Annotated in this window: 11 protein-coding genes; 3 read left to right on the forward strand and 8 right to left on the reverse strand. The window is 40.1% G+C overall.

The features are described from left to right. Positions 1–346: 346 nt before the first annotated feature. From AXW61_RS09205 to AXW61_RS09235, 7 genes are all read right to left on the reverse strand, one after another. Positions 347–781 (reverse strand): hypothetical protein, encoded by a 435-nt coding sequence (locus AXW61_RS09205; protein ID WP_062034091.1) that lies wholly within the window; start codon positions 779–781, stop codon positions 347–349. A gap of 2 nt (positions 782–783) precedes the next feature. Continuing rightward, positions 784–5,694 (reverse strand): RHS repeat-associated core domain-containing protein, encoded by a 4,911-nt coding sequence (locus tag AXW61_RS09210; protein WP_062034092.1) that lies wholly within the window; start codon positions 5,692–5,694, stop codon positions 784–786. 287 nt (positions 5,695–5,981) lie between these two features. Beyond that, on the reverse strand, positions 5,982–9,314 hold the full coding sequence (locus tag AXW61_RS09215; RefSeq protein ID WP_240487453.1) for a type VI secretion system Vgr family protein: 3,333 nt from the start codon (positions 9,312–9,314) through the stop codon (positions 5,982–5,984). Between the two features lie 474 nt (positions 9,315–9,788). Then, a complete protein-coding gene (groL, locus tag AXW61_RS09220) occupies positions 9,789–11,423 on the reverse strand; it encodes a chaperonin GroEL (protein WP_004694331.1) in 1,635 nt (544 codons plus the stop codon). A gap of 67 nt (positions 11,424–11,490) precedes the next feature. Beyond that, positions 11,491–11,781 carry a co-chaperone GroES gene (locus AXW61_RS09225; protein WP_004694333.1) on the reverse strand — a complete coding sequence of 97 codons (291 nt, stop codon included), beginning with the start codon at positions 11,779–11,781 and terminating at the stop codon, positions 11,491–11,493. A 194-nt stretch (positions 11,782–11,975) separates the two neighbouring features. Then, positions 11,976–12,752, reverse strand: coding sequence for a metallophosphoesterase (locus AXW61_RS09230; protein ID WP_062034093.1), 777 nt, complete (start codon positions 12,750–12,752; stop codon positions 11,976–11,978). Further along, positions 12,749–13,672, reverse strand: a complete 924-nt coding sequence (locus AXW61_RS09235) for a diacylglycerol kinase family protein (RefSeq protein WP_062034094.1) — start codon at positions 13,670–13,672, stop codon at positions 12,749–12,751. Before AXW61_RS09235 ends, AXW61_RS09230 begins: the two co-directional genes overlap by 4 nt. Positions 13,673–14,087: 415 nt before the next feature. Between AXW61_RS09235 and AXW61_RS09240 the strand changes: the two genes are divergently transcribed. Further along, positions 14,088–15,920 carry a phosphoenolpyruvate carboxykinase (GTP) gene (locus AXW61_RS09240; RefSeq protein ID WP_062034095.1) on the forward strand — a complete coding sequence of 611 codons (1,833 nt, stop codon included), beginning with the start codon at positions 14,088–14,090 and terminating at the stop codon, positions 15,918–15,920. Positions 15,921–16,024: 104 nt separating this feature from the next. Next, complete coding sequence (locus AXW61_RS09245; protein WP_062034096.1) at positions 16,025–16,393, forward strand: hypothetical protein; 369 nt, start codon at positions 16,025–16,027, stop codon at positions 16,391–16,393. Positions 16,394–16,464: 71 nt separating this feature from the next. Here the strand turns inward: AXW61_RS09245 and glpD are convergent, their stop codons facing one another. Then, positions 16,465–17,982 (reverse strand): glycerol-3-phosphate dehydrogenase, encoded by a 1,518-nt coding sequence (glpD, locus tag AXW61_RS09250; RefSeq protein WP_062034097.1) that lies wholly within the window; start codon positions 17,980–17,982, stop codon positions 16,465–16,467. Between the two features lie 537 nt (positions 17,983–18,519). Here glpD and AXW61_RS09255 point away from each other — a divergent pair. Beyond that, the gene (locus AXW61_RS09255) at positions 18,520–19,839 is read left to right on the forward strand and encodes an MFS transporter (protein ID WP_062034098.1); all 1,320 of its coding nucleotides are present in this window, start codon (positions 18,520–18,522) and stop codon (positions 19,837–19,839) included. Positions 19,840–19,970 lie beyond the last annotated feature (131 nt).

A 19,970-nucleotide genomic window follows, 5' to 3' on the forward strand; every position in this document is an offset into this window, starting at 1 on the left:
AAATCTTTGTGCAACAAAGCCGCCTTGAGCTTCAATACCGTAGCCAAAATTAAAATCCTCACTAGGAGTTCAAACACCTACCTCCAAACCTTTATCGTTTCAAATGTAAAGTAGGCTTTTACCATTTAGGAGTCCAGCCTAATTTATGAAGTGAAGCATGCATGACATCATAACCACTCGTATATCCAAATTTGACTTCCCAAAAGACAACTAAATGATTACTTGGACTAAGTTTTGCCTTGAGATATAGAAATAGGCAACATAAAATCAATGCTTCTACGGCTTAAAGCGGAAGCATTATTTATTTCACTCAAAAAAGCATGCAAAAAATTTAGAATGAACTCAATTACTCACAAAGTTCATCCCCCCACTTGTTATAGCTATAAGAAATTATATCTACATCCGTTTTTGTAACTCTAACCTTATTTCCTTTAAAATCAGTCGCATTAAATGATATTGGGCTAGCTATATTTATGCTATTTTTTGTATCCAGACAATATGTATCGACACTCACTCCACTTCCTTTCAGTATCCACCCATCATCTCCCAACAACTTTATTATTTTCTTAGTCTTTATAGAGTTTGCTGGTAACTCGACATACGCTAATTGAACTTCTGCTCTATTTAATGAGTTAACAACTTCTAAATTTTCACCTAAAACAGTTTTCATTTTTTCATCAAACGGGTATTTATCTGATGGTTCATCATGAATTTTATTATTACTACATCCCATTAAAGTGATAATAATGCATATACAAAAACTTAAACTTCTGATTTTCATATTTAATCCCTAATTTTTTCTGTAAGAGAGCGACCTTGAGCATCAACACCATATCCAAAATTGAAATCTGCACCAGGTGTTCCAACACCCACCTCCAAACCTTTCATTGTTTTAGATGAAAAATAAGCTTTAATTTTTTCACTAGCAGATGTTGAACTTGTATCAATAGGTAGTACTACGCCAGCGCGTATACCCCACATTCCGCCACTTGCACTACCTGCTAACCCTGTAAGGAAACTATCTGTACTTTGATCATCCCCCCTACCTTCTGGCTTATTAAAAATATAACCAGCCATACAACTCGCAGAAAACTTACCTTTTAATTTAGAAAGATCAGCAGCGCCTATTTTCTTACTACCATCTATTACCGCAATTGCATTTCTTCCAATTGCCTTAGCTCCTTTTACATCTGGTCGTGACGCAGCACCAACTTGAAAAACTTTACCATTATGTAAATTAGTAATTTCTGCATAAGCGAGTGGCCCAACACCACCTGAACAATAAACATAATCAAATAAAGGTGCTGCCTCTAATCTACAGACATTCCCAGTCTTCATCCAACAATCATAATTTCTATATGCTTGATACTCTAAATTAGCTGAAGCTTGCGGACTTAATCCTATAAGCTGTCCACCATAGGTCGGAGATAAACCAAGCTCATCAACCCATAAAGTTGGATTAATCACATAAGCATGATGGTTAAGACTTGCATAGAGATCAATCGGATCCTTGCTTAGATACCTTGCACTAAACGGTTCATAATATCGATAACGGTTATAATGTAAGCCTGTTTCACTATCGTAATACTGACCTTGGAATCTCAAGTTGGTTTGTTCAAGTAAGTTGTCTGAAGCCTTGATCGCTAAAGCCGTTCCCCATGTATCCTGTGTCATTTCCCATACACATTCGCCACGTTCATTACTGAGTGTCTGCGGTGTGCCCACTTGGTCGCAGTGATAAAACGTGACTCGCTCTAATGCTGCTTTTTTCTTTCTGCTGTCCGTGTTCCAGACAGGATCTTTATAAATTGAATAGGGAACATGTTGATCTTGTTGATAATCAGGCGTTTTTATCAGTTGTATAAAACCTGCATAACCTGTTTGTAGTAATGGTACAAAGCTATTCGGTTCATACACATAGTGCTTGGTGTAGTCTTGTGGACTTGAATGATTCTGATTTTTTGAATGGCTTGGATTTCCTTGGTTGTGTTGCGATTCCCAAATCATTAAATCACCATCCCAACCAAACAACGTCAGGCTGCTATTTTGCTGATCATTTTTATATAAACGTCTTCCAAATACATCATAGCCATACTCGGTAATTTGACCATTGTGATCGCTTTGAATCAGTCGGTTTAAATTATCCCAAGTCAGCTTTAGGGTTTTACCTGCTTGCGTGGTTTCTACCACGTTGCCCTGTGCATCATATTTATAGTATTTGCCTTGAAAGTGTTTAATCAGGTTATTTTTGACTTGTGATTCTTGGGTTGCAATCGGGTCTATCAAGTTACCTGCAGGGTCAAAACTAAAGCTTTCAGTTTGATGTGCACTTTGGGTTTTGATAAGACGTCCTATCGGATCGTATTGATAATTCAATTTTCCTAAACGACTATCTTCAATTTGCGTTAATAAATAGTTTTTATCGTAGTGATAATGTCGTTCTGCTTGGTATTTTGGCGTTTGTAGTTGAGATAGGTCTGTTGTTGAGTCTTCAACCACAATCATTTGTGAGCTGAGTAAGCCAACATCGTTATAGCGCTTGCTTTGTATTAATCCATTGGCAAGCCGACGTGTCGTTTCACGGTGTAAATCATCTCGTTGAAATGCCACCATGTCTTGTTGGTTAAAAGCAATGCCATAAATATGCCCTAAACCATAGCTTAAATTGGCTTGAACTTGCCCATCTGGTCGGATGGTTTTGATCAGATTTCCCAATTCATCATAGTCATAACGTAACACTGCAGTCAGCGCTGTTCGCTTAGGTATTTTATAGTGTTGATGTTCTCGAACAATCAATCCAATTGGGTTTCGATAGAAATCTATCTGACTTTCTGCATTTTTAACTTGGCTCAGTTGGTGATTCAAGTTGTATTCAAATGCTTCTGTTTGACTATGTCGTGTGTGGATATGAGTATAGGTTTTTGTCGCAATCGACCCGTCTGCATGGTAGCCAAATTGGGTCAAAATATTGGGCTGACGGATTTGGAATAATTGCCCATTATCAGTATAGCTATAGTATTTTTCTTCACCATCAAACGCTTGTTCTCGGATCAATTGTCCATAGCGATTATAGTCAAATACATATTCAGCATGATTTTGATTAATCAGCTTTTCAATACGTCCAAGTTTGTCCCATTGGTAAGTAATTTGATGATGATTGGCATCTATGCGTTGCTCAAGTAAACCCACTTGATTGTATTTGTATTGGGTAGCTTGTCCTTTGCTATCAATATGTTTAAGTAAGCGTCCTTCTTCATCATGTTCAAATTGTTCAGTTAAACCATCAGGATAAATGATCGCTTGTAACTGCCCTTTGTCTTTACCTTGCGTGCTGTAAATATATTGAACTTTTTGGCTATCGGCAGATTCTTGGGCGATCAGCGTGCCTTCATCATCATATTGCCATGCGCTATTTTTCCCTGAACAATCGGTATAGGAAACCACCTGCCCCAAATCGTTATATTGGATTTTCTTGGAACTTCCTTTGGCATCGGTCACTTCAACCAATTGATTGTTACTATTATATTTATATTGTGTCGTTTGTCCTAAAGGATTAATTTCCTTGCTGACATTGCCATGAACATCATATTCTTGTTTCCAAATATTGCCTTCTGGGTCTTTGATTTCGATTAAGTTACCCTTTTCATCATAAGCAAAAAGGATAATTCCACCATTCGGCTGGACAATTTTAATGATTTGACCCTGATTGTTATAGATTTGCTCTGTTTCAAAACCTGCGAAATCAATCTGACGGGTAATACGCTTTTGTCCATTACGAGACAACCATGTCTCTCGCCCGTCAGCTAAACGGGTGCGGTAGGTAAAACCATCTAAATCAAAATAATAATAGGTCGGAACATCATAAGCATCATATACTGCTACTTGGCGCAAACGTGGATGCCACTCTAATCGGGTTTTAAAACTGCCATCATCTGCCCATTCTGCAACAGCTTTAGCTTTAGCTGCCGTCGATTCATAACGGATATTTTGCCCCCGCCCTGTGCGGTCTGTATAGCGGGTTAACTGGTGAGTTTCGTTATATTCATAACTTCGTGTATGTCCATTTTGATCAATGGCTTTGATCAGATTGCCCTGTGTATCATATTCATAACGTGCCAAAGCTTCCGCCTGATCATCGACAAAAGCCGCAATCACTTTGGCTTGTTCATTAAAAGCAAACTTGAGTACGTGTTTAGCACGCTTCAATTGGAAATCAATAGCTTGTAAATAAGCAAACTGTTCAAATAATAAATAAGTTAGAACAACCTTTTCATCAGTTTTATCATTAAACTGTTGAACAACATGATAATGCTTTCCGCCATTAAAACTATGGAAATGGAAATTCCATGCTGAACCAAAATTCAGTAATAAATCATTATCTTCATGAGGCGTAACCGTAAAACCTTCAAAAGGAACACTATAAGCCTCATAGCGAATGGAGGATGGCAATTGATGTTTACGCCCTTTACCATCAATAAATAAGTAACCTTGTGCATTTTGGATCATTACATTGGAAAAAGGCATCATCCAACGTGCCCCGATCATGCTGTGATCAAACTCGTCCATTTGCGAATTGTATTGGCGGTGAAATGCAAAATCTACCTTTGCCAAATAGAAATCTAAGTGATTAATTCTCTCTGCCCCAATAGCATAACTAATACTACGCCCTGTTTGCGAGTCGGCTCCATCACATGGGGGAGCATTTAATGCATCAGGCTGTAAGGTCACAAATTCTAAAATATCACCATTGATATGCTGCTCATATTCACCCGTTTGGTTTAACGGCACACTGGCTGTGGCTTTTTTATCTTGTGTTTGTATTGCTTTCAGTGTTTCTTGAATCAACCAAGCAAGGCTATATTGAGTTCCTGCATTACTTTGTTGTTGAATCGCCGTAGCAAGCACAGATATTGCTTTAGTAGATTCTAAGTCTAATCGTGTTTTTAAGTCTGGACTCAACTTTGCTGTCATATCTGCTTGTGCAGGCGCACCCAACAAATCAATCAATGGCTGTGCCCAGTTGCTAAACTGTTTGCTTGGGTCACGTTTTTCAGCTGTTGCCCCTGCTGAAGTAACGCTGGGCAATCCAACTACAGCACTGCTACTAAAAGCTTGGAGAATTGAAGTCCCCAGTGTCGTTGCACTAGACAATAAACCTGATAATTTACCTTGTGTTTCTTGTAGGAATTTTTCTAAATCACCTGCCATCTGCGCATTTAAGTGTAGCTGCATACGACGTAAATCAGCTTCTTTGATTTTGCCATTGGTTGGATATAAACATTCTGCCATTAAACCCAGCATTGGACGTAAAGCCATACGCACATGTGCTTCTGTATTCGGTTGTAAAAATAAACCGATTAAATTCATGCTCAGTAGAGCTGCTTGTTGTACGCCCGCTTCAGCTTGTTTGGGTTCTGTGGCAAATAAAACAAGGTCTAAAACACTACCTGATAAAGCAAAGATATTAGCAACTGTCGCTACATTGGCGCTCGCTTTTATCTGTTCTAAGCTGGTATTTCCGCAAGCGTGTAAATAATTTTGAATTTGGTGCGCGATAAACTTATGGTCTTCGGTATGTGTCACGCTGGATAAGTTAAATACGGCCAACTCAACTGCTGGCTTAGTCTCTTTAGCAGCTGATTGTTGCTGGGTATTTGACCCTGTGGTCTGATTTTTACTGTCTATAAATGCCATAAACTTAACCTTAATACGTTCTAATTTTTAATCTAATTTCAATCAATGAAAATTTTAAAAATGTTAAATTATTTGTTTCACACGTTATATACATCAGATTCTTCAACTATCATTTCCGTACAGGTTCTTGTGTAGCGATATAACAGGATTGATCCAAATCCATCTGTAGGACATTTTTATCCATGTTATAAATAGACCGCGTTTTTTGCAGGCCGTGGAATATGCTGTGCCAAAGCCGAGGAAGTTTGATTCATATGATGAAGCATACTTTGTGGAGTCGTTGATGATTACGATACAGATGCCCCACCTTTTCGGCTGGTAATGCTATAGGTTAGGAATCGTGAAGAACATTCATCTTTTTTAATAACCTCATCAACCACTTTGACTGACTCATCCAACTCATTGTGAGCAGAACCCAATGACTCTGCAACAAAGCCTTGCCCCAGTGATGATCCAAACCCTGTTCCAGTAGTTAAATTAGAAACTAAACCACTGGTCTGTTGAGTAAACAATGCTGATGCTTGGTCTTGGATACTTTGTAAAGACTGACTTGGATTGGCAATCATCTGCCCCATGTTCATCATCTGTGACGGAGATAAATTTAAATTCAATGCTGAAGAGACTGAACCTAATGCACTTTGAGTAAATTGGTCTTTAAACGATCCTAAGCTTTGCGTACCTAAATCTTTTAAAGAATTTTTTCCCATATCTTTCAATGAGTCAGCATTCAAAGAGAATAAATTATTTTTGAGTTGGGACATTATATTTTGTCCCACTGAGTTTAATGCATTTTGCGCAAAACTTGTGGCACCACCGACCACTTCTTCTGACCAAGTATAATCACGATTAAAATGACTTGCTTTATCCCATGCACTCCGCGGATCAGTTTCAAATTCGACTTTGGCTGGCCCTGGAGCAATACCCGTCACTTGTGCAAAGCCATTACTATCTAATTTTCCTGAAACTTGTTTCCCAAATGAATCAATTACTTTAAAGCCAGTCTGCTTAAAGAAGTCTTGTCCACCGTAACTTTTTAGTAAGTCGAGTGCACCTTTAAGTGGATTCGATGCAGGCAATTGCGCTGATTTACTGACGCTGGAACTCGGCTTAAACATATGTTGTCCAGCATTAACCTCAAATTTCCCACCCGTTTTTGGAAAAATTCCTGAGCCATTCAAGGCAATCTGCGATGAGCCACCCGTAATCAAAACTTCTTTCGGACTACTGATTTCTATCCGATCTTCTGTAGACGAGATGGTAATTCCCAATTTAGCAAATACATCTAAAGCATCTGACTGTGCTTGAATTTCAACTTTACTTTGCGCGGCAATGGCTTTAATGCCACCTTGTGCAGCAAATAGACTCACTTTGCCTAAAGCTTGTCCCAAAAGATTCTTTTGGGTACTGAGGTTAATACTATCGCCCGCAGTATGGTTGATAATACCTGTGGCTGAAAGATGGATATCTTCAGGGGTACTTAAGGCGATCCCATCAACAGAACTGAGTAACATGATGGCTTTTTTATACTTGGCAACATCTTTTTCAATTTCTTCGGCAAAAGCTTTTAGTTGCTCAATCGATTCAATTTCATCGGTCTTTTGATTCTTGGCAATATCACTTAAGGCTTTACTATTGGTCTGGCTGCCTTCAAGTTGCTTTTTGGCAATCTCACTATCTAAATGTTCACCTTTGGCTTGATCTTGTTTGTAGGTCGAAAGTAGTAAGCCCTGTCCTGCACGTACTGCTCCCCATTGGTCAGTACGAAGCTCAAAGCCTTCACCACGATCATCACTTTCAGCTTTGTCTTTTGGGTGACTCAGTTTGCCCAAGTTGAGTTGGCTAGCGCCATGACTACTCTGTAACTGGCTGCTGATTTGCCCTGTCGTATCGTCAAACCTAAGTTGATTGTATCCACTGCCCTGATATTCTTTACTTTTTATCCCTGCCAACTTTTTAGTATCAGGTAGTTTACCTTTGTTGTCGAACTTGGTTGGATGGCGTTGTGCTTCATGGATACGTCCCACCACAAATGGTCGGTCGATATTACCATCAAAGAAATCAATGATCACGATCTCACCAATGCGTGGTAGGAATCTTGCCCCATAGCTCTCACCTGCCCATGGGGTCAGTACATCTACCCAAGCAGAATCCGTATCGTTATCATTGGAACCAGCACCACCATCATGGGTGTTATCTTCGTTACGAGTAAATAGGAATCGAACTTTGATGCGTCCCCATTCATCAACATAGATTTCTTCTCCAGTTGGGCCAACAACTTTGGCACGTTGTGGTGATGCTATCGGTCTATGTTGTAGCGGGTTGTATTCTGGAACAGTAACGATGTTACGTCGCTGAAGCGTAAGTATGTTGGCTTGGCGTTCGTCTATCTTATTAATTGGAATTTTGCTTGCTTGCCAATTACTTTGTTGAAGTAAGGCACCTACTTGATCATTAAGGTCTTTAGGTAAGTTATTTTGGTTGTGAAAAGCCTTAGCAGTGATTAGAAACTGTTTGTCTGCATCTGCATGTTGGTCTATTTCGGGGTGTTCATTGAACTCAAACCAGTAACCCACATGTGCATCACGTACTGTAGAGGTTGCTCTAAATTGTTTAGCTTGTACATTGTAGTAGTGACTTAAGGTTTGATTAAACTTTTCAATCTGACTATTGCCTGATTTGGTCGCACCATCTTCACCATTTAAGTCCTGTATCCATGCAGGGCTAAAGTGCCATGCCTGCTCCAAACCTAAACTGGCATTGTCATAATTTTCACTATGGTTATGCTTGCTTTGAACACTTCCCGCACCTTCTTCAGTTGCTAACACATCGGCTTGCCAACGTTGTACATGTACAGAAGTCGGTTGGATTGAACGCTGACTTACAAAATGAGTAATAGAATCGTTTTTTTCTACGGCACTACTGCGATGAAAGCGGATACTGCGACGGTCTAGGACGTTAAATTGCGAATTATCATCAATTAACCTTAACCTTTGCGGCTGGATCTGTTCACTAGAACTAAGCACTTTAAGCTGTGCTTCATCGATCAACCAGTTAATACCTTCACTTCTCATCAACCGAGTCAGAAAGTCAAAATCGCTTTCCGAGGCCTGCATAATAAATGGACGAACATCATAATCTTTGGTTAAGCCGCTTTTATCCAAAGTCAAACTTAAAGCGAAGAGCGCACTACGTTGCACCCATTCTTGAAACACGATTTGGATCACGTCCACAGCCGACTTATTCATAAACACGCGACTATTACGACGATGGTTCCATAAGGCTGTAGAATCTTTGACAGTCAAACGATAGATTGTAAGAGAACCATCACTCGCACCTATATCTGCTTGGGCCACAATACCTGAAACACGAGTTAACTCAGATTTGTCTGTGACAATATCAACAGCAGTTTGGCACCCAATAAATTGTTTTAATGGAATTTGAGAGTTGGTTGAAAGACAAATCAATTGTAGATGAGCCCCCTCATTAAGGCTATGCATCCCATCAATACGTTGTAGGAAAACTTGATTATTTAGAGACGTATTTGAGAATTGCACATGGATCGCACGTTTCTGTGCTATCAGTCCAAGTTGCTCTAATGCAGCATAAATATTGTTAGACATAAGCGATTTATTATTTAATTTTAGAATGTGGTCATTTATACAAATTGGCCCGAATTCTAATCTAGTTACTTCCATATTTGAATGATAATTTATGTTTTTTATTGTTAATCTATTTGATTATATTCCTAAAACAGTGCAATCAAATAATATTAAAATGGCTTAGATAGCCATAAATAAATCCGAAAAAATGCACAAACACAGCAATAAAAAAACTTAATATGTATTTTGCTTCAATAACTTATCAATAAAATGTTAAATATAAATGATCAATAAATAGAACCATAATATTACGATCAAAGTATGATAATACTTAAAATTTATTCAGATTAAAAAATGGCTAAAAAATCAATTATTTTAATTAAACAGCCTAACTAAACCACTTGAACATTATGAGCCAAACTAATCCAACATCTACAAATAATAAAAAGGCCGCATTTAAGCGGCCTTTTTACATCTAAAATAATATGGTGCAGATTACATCATTCCGCCCATACCACCCATGCCGCCCATATCAGGCATTGCAGGCTTATCTTCTGGAACGTCAGTAATCATACATTCAGTTGTCAACATTAAACCAGCTACAGATGCAGCATGCTCAAGTGCAGAACGCGTTACTTTCGCAGGGTCAAGAATACCCATTTCTAGCATGTCACCATACTCAGAAGTAGCAGCGTTATAACCGAAGTTACCTTCACCATTTTTCACAGCATTGATCACAACTGAAGGCTCATCACCCGCATTGGCAACGATTTGACGAAGTGGCGCTTCAATCGCACGACGTAAAATGTTAATACCTACGTTTTGGTCGTCATTCGCACCATTTACACCGTCAAGTGCAGCTGCAGCACGTACCAGTGCAACACCACCACCAGCAACCACACCTTCTTCAACAGCAGCACGTGTTGCATGAAGCGCATCGTCCACACGGTCTTTCTTCTCTTTCATTTCAACTTCAGTCGCTGCACCAATTTTGATCACAGCCACACCACCTGCTAATTTAGCAACACGTTCTTGAAGTTTTTCTTTATCGTATTCAGAAGATGATTCTTCAATTTGCGCGCGGATTTGCGTAACACGTTCAGCAATTTGAGCTGCATCACCAGCACCGTCAACAATCACAGTATTCTCTTTAGACACAGTGATTTTGTGCGCAGTACCTAAGTCTTGAAGAGAAGCTTGTTCTAAAGTCATGCCTACTTCTTCAGAAATTACAGTCGCGCCCGTCAAGATTGCGATATCTTGAAGCATTGCTTTACGACGGTCACCAAAACCAGGTGCTTTAACCGCACATACTTTGATAATTCCGCGCATGTTGTTAACAACAAGTGTAGCTAAGGCCTCACCTTCAACATCTTCAGCGATGATTAAAAGTGGTTTACCTGTTTTAGCTACAGCTTCAAGTACAGTAATTAATTCACGGATGTTGCTGATTTTTTTGTCAACAAGCAAGATGAACGGATTTTCAAGTTCAGCCGTTAATGTGTCTTGTTTGTTTGCAAAGTATGGGCTGATATAACCACGGTCAAACTGCATACCTTCAACAACGTCCAAAGCATCTTCAAAGCCTGAACCTTCTTCAACGGTAATCACGCCTTCTTTACCTACGCGTTCCATTGCTTGTGCAATGAGTTTACCTACAGTTTCGTCAGAGTTTGCAGAGATTGAACCGACTTGTTCAATCGCTTTAGTATCAGAAGCAGGTTTTGCTGTTGCTTTAATTTCAGCAACCAATGCTTTAACAGCCAGATCAATACCGCGTTTCAAGTCCATTGGGTTCATGCCCGCTGTTACAGACTTGATGCCTTCATTTAAAATTGCTTGAGCTAGTACAGTTGCAGTTGTTGTACCGTCACCAGCGATGTCATTGGTTTTAGAAGATACTTCACGAACCAATTGAGCGCCCATGTTCTCAAATTTGTCTTTTAGAGAAATTTCTTTCGCAACCGTTACACCATCTTTAGTGATGTGCGGCGCACCGAAAGAACGGTCGATCACAACATTACGGCCTTTAGGACCTAAAGTTACTTTTACAGCATCTGCAAGCACGTTTACGCCTGCAATCATTTTAGAACGAGCTGAATCACCAAATTTTACGTCTTTAGCTGACATACTAAACTCCAAATATTCTTAAATTTTAATCAATTGTATTGCTTAAACAGCAAATGAACGTTCTGAACTAACCTTCAAGAACCGCTAAAATATCAGACTCTTTCATCACAAGAAGTTCTTCGCCTTCAACTTTAACTTTAGTGCCTGCATATGCACCAAACAGTACATTGTCGCCCACTTTTACATCTAAAGCACGAATGCCATTGTCTGTAATTTTGCCATTACCTACTGCAATAATTTCACCTTGAGCTGGCTGTTCAGCAGCAGAAGTACTCAAAATTAAACCACCCGCAGTTTTAGTTTCCTTTTCTACGCGGCGAATCACAACGTTGTCATGTAAAGGACGAATTTTGCTCATTTCTAGCTCCATAGACATTTTCAAAATGCCATTGTTTACGATGTGAAGATGACTTCTTATTCCTAGGTCATCAACAAAATTTTGATATGACACTTTTGTGGGGATGGAATAAAACGCTTCAAGGGCAAACACAAAATATTTTTATATTTTTGCGCTCTTTTTAAGCAAACCTCATCAAAGTTTAAACACTCAATTCAATCTGACGTATTTTGCTGCATCAACTCGAAGCGATTGGTTGCAGCGTTAAAGCTCAAATGTTGTACATCAGCATTCGGCAAAATAATATTCAAGCTATTGGGCAGGCCCGCATGTAAACGATAAGACGTTGCCGTTCCTGCATGAATATCCAGCACCGGATGCGATACCCCAAGTTGATAAATCTGATTTAAATCATAAACGGCAGCATGGTGTAGATGCCCATGTAAGAGTCCATTTAAACCATGCTGGCTCCATTGCTCCAACGCAATACGACCAAGCATTGGACAGTCTTTCACACCATGACTATGGTCTGGCGGAGTATAAAAAGGCTGATGTGCGGCGATCAGTTTAATTTTGTGTACAGGTGCTTGCTGCAACTTCAGGTCAATCTCTTGAATTTGGCTCAGTGAAATATGCCCTCGCGTGTGGTAACGCCGACGAATACTATTCACCCCAATGACATAAAAGTGTTCAGTTTCCAACGTGTTTTCCATCCCCCCAAAAAACAGCTGATAACGTGCAAAGGGGCTAAAAAAACGATTCCACACATGGTACAGCGGAATATCATGATTCCCCGGCACCACCAAATACGGCAGCTTTAAACTGTCTAAAAACTGCCGACAAGCATAAAACTGAATAAACCGTGCACGTTGGGTCAAGTCCCCACTGACCACCACTGCTTCAAAAGGGTGTTCCTCACATAACTGACGAATGGCCTGCAAACAGGCTTCGCGTTCGGTCCCAAAATGTAAATCCGACAAATGTAAAATCATGCGGGAACCATGACATTCAGCGCATGCTTACTTACTGTAATTTTCAGCGGTGGTGTCATCGTGACAATTTCTCCATCTACCGCAACCGTGAGCTTATTGCGCTTTGAATGAACAATCACTTCATCTGCTGCAAAGCTATAGACATCGGAAGCCTGATCCAAATTGCCTTTAATCAGCTGCCATAAGGTCTTGAACAAAGTCCGCTTATCACTTTTTGCTACTACCACGCCCGCCACTTTGCCTGCTTCCGCCGCCTCGGCAATACGTAGTTTCATTTCAGCCAGTTGAAGTTGGTTATTGCCAAAGAAAATCAATGGCGTTTTCACTGGATAGCGCTGTCCATCGACTTCCACTTCAAGTTTTAACTCTTTACGGTCGCGGATGAGAACATCCAATGCTGAGGTATACGCATGCAATGGAAAACGTCCAAAATGCTTATTAAACTGTTCTCTTTTTTGAATAAATAAAGGATAAAGTCCTAAACTGGCATTGTTCAGATATATATGTTGATTCAACTGTGCCACATGTACAGAACATGGCTGCCCTTCACTAATGGCTTTGGCTGCATCTAATAGGTCCAACGGAATATTCAGCACTCGCGCAACATAGTTAAAGGTACCTAGCGGCAAGATCCCCATGGGAATATCCGTTCCCATCAATTTAGATGCAACAGCATTTAAAGTGCCATCGCCACCTGCAGCAACGACGACCCCTACATTTTCCGCTTGACGATGACGTAGTAAAATCTCTTGCATCATCTGATCAAAGTTCATGCACTCACTTAACTCAAATGACTGTATTTCAAAACCCGCGGTACTCAGATCGGCTACCAACTGCTCATATACTTCATCTTTATTTGCGGCATGAAAACCTGATTTTTTATTATAAATAAGTGATAAAGGTTTGAGTTGCTCTGACATTTTGCACCTAAACTTGAAGTAATTGCTCTATTTTTGTCCAAATATTCAACACTTAACAGTTTTGTTATGTAAAATTCAAATGACTACCATTTATTTAATCAATAATAAATCTTAATCACAAAATAAATGCAAATATATGATTTTAATACTAATATCTTAAATGAATAATCCTCATAAATATAATAAATACACAAAATAAAAGCAAAAAATCAAACCAAACTATTGTTTTTTAATAGTTAAAATGAAGCAACCCCATCGAACTGTTCATAATTTAGATACGCCTTTGGTCTTATTTTTTTTATCAAATTATGCTTTAATACAGCCACTTTTTTTTCATCTTTTCATCTCTGCAGTAAATTTTATTGCTGAGATTGTACTTTGTACAAACGTGTACATATTTGAGATAGGCCTCACCATGACCCAAGTGAACGCACCAGAATTCGTTCGTCACCCTAAGCTTATTGCGTGGGTGGAAGAAATTGCAAAATTAACAAAACCAGCGAAAATTGAATGGTGTGACGGCAGCGAAGAAGAATATCAACGTTATATCAACTTGATGATCGCTAACGGCACAATGCAAGCGCTTAACCAAGAAACGCATCCTGGTTCTTATCTTGCTAATTCTGATCCTTCTGACGTTGCTCGTGTTGAAGGTCGTACTTACATCTGCTCTGAAAAACAAGAAGATGCTGGTGCAACAAACAACTGGGAAGAGCCTGCTGAAATGCGTGCTCGCCTAAATGGTTTGTTTGACGGTTCAATGGCAGGTCGTACCTTATATGTAGTACCGTTCTCTATGGGCCCATTAGGTTCTCATATTGCGCACATTGGTATCGAATTAACTGACTCTCCATATGTAGCAGTTAGCATGTCTAAAATGGCTCGCATGGGTAAAGCTGTTTATGACGTTCTTGGTACAGACGGTGAATTTATTCCTTGCGTACATACTGTTGGTGCGCCGCTTGCTGATGGCGAAAAAGATGTTGCATGGCCTTGCAACCCTGAAAAATACATCGTGCATTACCCAGAAACACGTGAAATCTGGTCTTACGGTTCTGGTTACGGCGGTAACGCATTGTTAGGTAAAAAATGCTTAGCTTTACGTATTGCGTCTTCTATGGGTCGTCAACAAGGTTGGTTAGCAGAACACATGCTGATCCTTGGTGTGACTAATCCTCAAGGCGAAAAACACTACATCGCAGCGGCATTCCCTTCTGCTTGTGGTAAAACAAACTTCGCAATGTTGATTCCACCAGCAGGCTACGAAGGTTGGAAAATTGAAACTGTAGGTGACGATATTGCTTGGATCAAACCAGGTGAAGACGGTCGTTTATATGCAATCAACCCAGAAGCAGGTTTCTTCGGTGTAGCGCCTGGTACAAATACCAAGACCAACCCGAACTGTATGGCTACACTTCACAAAGACGTGATTTATACCAACGTTGCTGTAACTGACAACGGTGAAGTATGGTGGGAAGGTCTTTCTAAAGAAGCACCTGCTAACCTGACCAACTGGAAAGGTCAACCCCACACTGGCGCAGAAAAAGCAGCTCATCCAAATGCACGCTTTACTGTTTCAGCGGGTCAATGTCCTTCTATTGATGCTGACTGGGAAAATCCGGCAGGTGTTCCAATTTCAGCGTTCATCTTTGGTGGTCGCCGTGCGGACACAGTGCCTCTAATTTCAGAAGCATTTGACTGGGTAGATGGTGTTTACAAAGCTGCAACTATGGGCTCTGAAACAACTGCTGCTGCTGTTGGCCAACAAGGTATTGTTCGTCGTGACCCATTCGCAATGCTTCCATTTGCGGGTTACAACATGGCGGATTACTTCTCTCACTGGTTAGAGCTTGGTGAAGAAGTTGCAGCGAAAGCTAAAGCTGCGGGCAACAAACTTCCGGGCATCTACAACGTGAACTGGTTCCGTCGTGATGCTGAAGGCAACTTCGTATGGCCTGGTTTCGGTCAAAACATGCGTGTTCTTGAGTGGATCATTGACCGTTGTGAAGGTCGTGCTGATGCAGTTGAAACACCAATTGGTTTAGTTCCAACTTATGAACAGTTGAACTGGACAGGTTCTGACTTCACTAAAGCACAGTTTGACCTTGTGACTTCTCAAGACAAAGATCAATGGATCAAAGAGCTTGAAAGCCATACTGAACTATTCGACAAACTTGGTGAACGCCTACCAGCTGCTCTTAAAGCTCGCCAAAACGAACTTTTAGATGCTGTTAAGCAATCTGCTTAATCCTTAAATTAAGCCAAAAAAAAGACCGCGTAAGCGGTCTTTTTTTAATCTATTAATAATTTTAAAACTTTATAACTCAACAAAAATTTATCAAGGGGTAATTCATGCTTAAAAAACTCACACTCACAATTGGTTTACTGGGCCTATCAAGCTTAGTCATGGCTCAAACAGAAGTAGTAACAACTCAGCCAGCACTTCATGTTTGCGCAATCAAAGGTACACCTGATTCAACTCAATTTGAAATCAAAAAGCGCATCAAAGTCGCTAAAGGCACTTATGGCAGCGTAGTTGAACTCTATCCGCGTTTTGCTGAGCGTGCACATCAAGTCGGTGGTAATGTCGTCATCAACTACAATGCTAGCCAACGTTTTGGCTTTTGGCCTTGGCGTATTGTCCGCCCAGTCGTTTGGGGAACGGCTGTAAAATGGAAAACACCTGTGGACTGTAAACAGCTCGGCGGTATTGAAATTTAAATCTAAAAAAGCCGCGATAGCGGCTTTTTTAATAAAACGAAATCAACTGTAACCATTACACATACTTCACACTATGCAGCATCCCCCTGCATACGACGCAGGTGTAAATCCTGCAAGTAGAGGTGTAAAGCTTGAGTTTCTAGTGCATCAAATTTTAAATACAGTTTAGTCCGTCGTTTTAAAACATCTTCACTGCTGATGGCCCACTCACGTTTCACCACATAATCCACTTCTTGCTGATACAAACCATGGCCAAAAGACTGCCCTAAAGTTTGTACATCTTTGTTCTCACCGAGCATATGCCACACTCGACTACCATAACTGTTTGCCCAACGATGCGCTGTTTGAGACTCTAGCCCTTTGATTTCATGCATCAACTCAGCACATAAAACCTCGACTGAACTAAAACCTTCCGCACCTGGGAGTTTTGCCGCAGCCGTCCATTCTACCTTCATGTGTGGGAAATAACGTTTTAGCTGTAGCAAAGCTGCTTCCGCCAACTTTCGATATGTCGTTAACTTTCCACCATAAACAGATAACAATGGCGCTTCATCCGCAACAGGTTTAGACATTGCTAGTACATAATCACGTGTCACTTTAGAGGCTTGTGTACTTGCATCATCATACAGCGCCCTTACGCCTGCAAAGCTTGAAATTACATCTTCTGGCTGTAATTGAAGCTTGAAGTGGTCATTAATCACATCAGTCAAATAAGCCGTTTCCTGCTCGGAAATGTGGACATGATTTGCATCGCCCTCAAACTCTACGTCCGTGGTACCAATCAGGCTGTATTCATCTAAATAAGGAATTACAAACACAATGCGTTGATCATCATTTTGTAGAATAAACGCATGCGGTTCCGGGTATAAACGCTTCACGATAATATGACTGCCCTGAACTAATCGAATGCCTGCCTTTGGGGTTTGGGACAGTTGTTGTTGAATAAAATCTGTGACCCATGCACCCGTTGCATTAACTAAAGTTCGAGCTTTAATTTGGTAATGTTGTTTTTGATGCTCCAACGTTAGGCACCACACACCCTCCTGCTGAACCGCAGAAACGCATCGCGTTTGTGTCCGAATTTGAGCTCCTAGCTCATGTGCCTGGATTGCATTAACCACCACTAACCGTGCGTCATCTACAGTACAGTCTGAATATTCGAAACCACGTTTAATGGTGTCTTTTAACGGGCTATCGACATTAAAATGAACAAGCTCCGAGCCCTCTAATGTTTCTCGTTTTGCCAAATAGTCATAGATAAACAAGCCTGAACGAATCAACCACGCAGGACGCAAATAAGGTAAATGCGGCATAATAAAACGCATAGGATGGATCAAATGTGGGGCTTTTTTTAACAGTACTTCACGCTCTAATAGCGCTTCACGCACCAAACGAAATTCTTTTTGTTCGAGATAACGCAATCCACCATGAATGAGCTTGCTACTGGCTGAAGACGTATGACTAGCTAAGTCATCTTTTTCGCAGACGAAAACACTTAAACCGCGCCCTACAGCGTCATTTGCAATGCCCACCCCATTGATGCCCGCGCCCACAACGGCAATATCATAAATGGCATCTGTGTCTTGCATATTCACCTCTCTCATTGAGTTATTGTGTTATTTTTGTTCTTCACGCTAAACTTAACATCAAAATCCAACCTTGTCATATTCCAAAGCCAGTCAAATCAGAGAAAATTCGTTACTCTAAATAAATTAATAACCGCATCTATTTTTACAATTTAATTTTTAATTTTGACTATTCAGTGAAAAGTCGACTAATTTCCAAGCTAAAAAACACTTTCCTTTCTAAAAATCAACATTCACCATAAAATAAAAAAGCCCTATAACCCCTTGTATTTTAATTGACTATTCACATATTAAAAAACCACAAGAGTTTGTTTTAGATAAGTAAAATGATAATTTCCCATTAAAAGAAAGATATTCATTAGAAAAACTTAACAGCATATAAATCATACCAATATTTAGACTAAAGTCGAATGAAGTCCAAGGATAAGGGGCGTATAACGAAACAGAATTTTTTGTTTAATCTTAAAATATATTGTTTTAACTTTTTCTACTTAAACAGTTAAAAGATGTATTTTCCGAACTTCTCTTTGGGAAATTTTTGTGACTGATCTATCTCCCCAAGCTGCTCCAGTAAGCATCGATAAAAAGACCCGCTTAAAATCGATTCTCGGTGGTTCAGCTGGCAACTTAGTTGAATGGTATGACTGGTATGTCTATGCCGCATTTACCTTATATTTCGCGCCACAGTTTTTCCCTGAAGGGGATGACACGGTAAAACTTTTACAAGCTGCTGCCGTCTTTGCACTGGGCTTCCTGATGCGTCCTATTGGCGCGTGGATCATGGGCATTTATGCAGACCGTAAAGGACGTAAATCAGGTCTTACCCTGTCTGTATCTTTAATGTGTGTAGGATCTTTGATTATTGCCTGTGCACCTACCTATGCCAGTGTCGGTATGCTCGCACCTGCCTTATTGCTCTTTGCCCGTTTATTGCAAGGTTTAAGTGTAGGTGGAGAGTACGGTTCAAGTGCAACCTATTTAACGGAAATGGCTGGCAAAAACCATCGTGGTTTCTTCTCTAGTTTTCAGTATGTGACCCTTATTTCAGGTCAGCTCTTGGCACTTTGTGTATTGATCATTTTACAACGCACCATGAGCGAAGCACAGTTATCTGAATGGGGCTGGCGTATTCCCTTTTTCATTGGTGCTGTACTTGCCATTGTGGTGTTCTGGATTCGTCGTGGTTTGGTTGAAACCCAATCCTCAAAAGATGCACAAGAACAGGCTAAAAATGGTGGCCCAAAATCTAGTGCACTTGCTTTATTTACCAAATATCCAAAGCAAGCCTTCACTGTGATTATGCTGACTGCGGGTGGAACGCTGGCATTCAACACATTCACGACATATTTACAAAAATACCTAGTCAACACCTCAGGTTTTGAGAAAACCACAGCAACAGAGATCACCACAGCAGCAATCTTTGTCTTCATGTTATTACAACCTGTTGTGGGTGCACTGTCTGATAAAATTGGTCGTAAACCAATTATGATCACTTTTGGTGTATTGGGTGTACTGTTCACGATTCCAATTTTCAACGGTCTAGGTTCAACCAGCAGCCCAACAACCGCATTTATGTTATGTATGAGTGGTATGGTGATTGTAACGGGTTATACCGCAATTAATGCTGTAGTCAAAGCAGAGCTCTTCCCAGCGCATATTCGTGCACTAGGGGTTGCCCTGCCTTATGCGATCGCCAATACCATCTTTGGTGGTACAGCAGAACTTGTAGCGTTGAGTTTTAAAAACGCAGGACATGAAAACTACTTCTTTTACTACATCACCTTCATGATTGGTTTATCTCTACTGACTTACATCTTTATGAAAGACACCAAAAAGCACAGTATGATTACCGATCATTGATGCTTAAAGTAAGCATGTAAGTTAATAAACTAAACATAAAAAATGCCTTCGCGAATGAAGGCATTTTTTATGTTTGATCAATTTTTTGCCGAAACTTGATCGATTGAAATATCGTGAATTACACCCGCGTA

It is taken from the genome of Acinetobacter sp. BMW17 (assembly GCF_001592855.1).
GTDB lineage: Bacteria > Pseudomonadota > Gammaproteobacteria > Pseudomonadales > Moraxellaceae > Acinetobacter > Acinetobacter johnsonii.